Source organism: Deinococcus pimensis DSM 21231 (assembly GCF_000519345.1).
Taxonomy (GTDB): domain Bacteria; phylum Deinococcota; class Deinococci; order Deinococcales; family Deinococcaceae; genus Deinococcus_A; species Deinococcus_A pimensis.
Genome location: NZ_KI912654.1, coordinates 41,414 through 42,371 on the forward strand (window position 1 = coordinate 41,414; position 958 = coordinate 42,371).

General features: G+C 73.6%; 2 protein-coding genes and 1 pseudogene. All 3 read right to left on the bottom strand.

Features of this window, described 5'->3' with window-relative positions:
* Positions 1-310, bottom strand: a pseudogene (locus DEIPI_RS39990) (MFS transporter); the annotation flags it as partial.
* Positions 311-347: 37 nt separating this feature from the next.
* Positions 348-569 (bottom strand): hypothetical protein, encoded by a 222-nt coding sequence (locus tag DEIPI_RS0114980; protein ID WP_157463685.1) that lies wholly within the window; start codon positions 567-569, stop codon positions 348-350.
* Positions 570-702: 133 nt separating this feature from the next.
* Positions 703-958: hypothetical protein (locus tag DEIPI_RS39995; protein ID WP_045234421.1), on the bottom strand; the 256-nt coding region annotated here is incomplete at its 5' end.

Genomic DNA, 958 nt, shown 5'->3' on the forward strand with positions numbered 1-958 from the left:
CCGCCATGCTCGGCGCGAGCCCGGCCACCACCAGGCCCGCCGCGAACACGACGAGGCAAGCGCCCGCCGAGAACGCGGCGCCGCGTCGGTCCGTGACGGTCCCGGCGAGGACCGCGCCGAACAGGCTCGACAGCAGGAACGCGCTCGACGCCCAGCCGTACAGCGCGAGCCCGCTGAGGTCACGCGCGACGCGCGGGAGCACGGTGGAGACGGCCATGGATTCGAACGCCACCGCGAGGATCACGAGCAGCAGTCCGGCGGTGAGGGCGCGGGACGGTGACGTACCCGGGACGGAGGGAGCGCTGGACACCCGCACATGCTGCCACACGGACCCGTGGGGGCGGCCTTCAGAAATTGCGGGGGAAGCGGCGCCAGGGCTCCAGGGACGTGTCGGGCCCTTCGAGGTCGTGCAGGAGCGTGAGGGCGGTGCTGAGCCGATCCGGCGTGTGCGGCGCAGCCTCGTACCAGCGCAGGATGCGTTCGCGCAGCGCGAGCCTCGCGGATCGGCTGAGGCCTCCGGGAGGCACGGTGGGAGGTTCGGGGCGGCGATCGTGGGTGGGGTGGGTCACGGGCGGCTCCTGACGGTCGGCGGGAAGGGTCGGACCGTCACTGTACGGCGCGCGTCGCAAAAAACGCTCAAACCGACTTCAGATGAGGAGGGCGGCCCCCTCCCAAACCGGGGGCCGCCCTCCTCGAACGAGCTCAGCGTCGGTGTTCGCTGCGGTCGCGCAGGTCCTGCCCGAGCGCGTCGGGATCGCGGGTGAGGTCCGCCGCCTGCTGCGCGTAGGAATGCGTGGTGTTGTCCCCGGACGCGCTTCCCGTGCGTTCGCGCGCCCAGGTCAGGACGCGCTCGCGCGCGCCCGCGTCTCGCCAGAGGTACAGACCGCCGCCCAGCAGGACCAGCCAGCGCCACCCTCCAGCGCCCCGACCGGACCGGCGTCGGGGCAGGGCCGCGTCG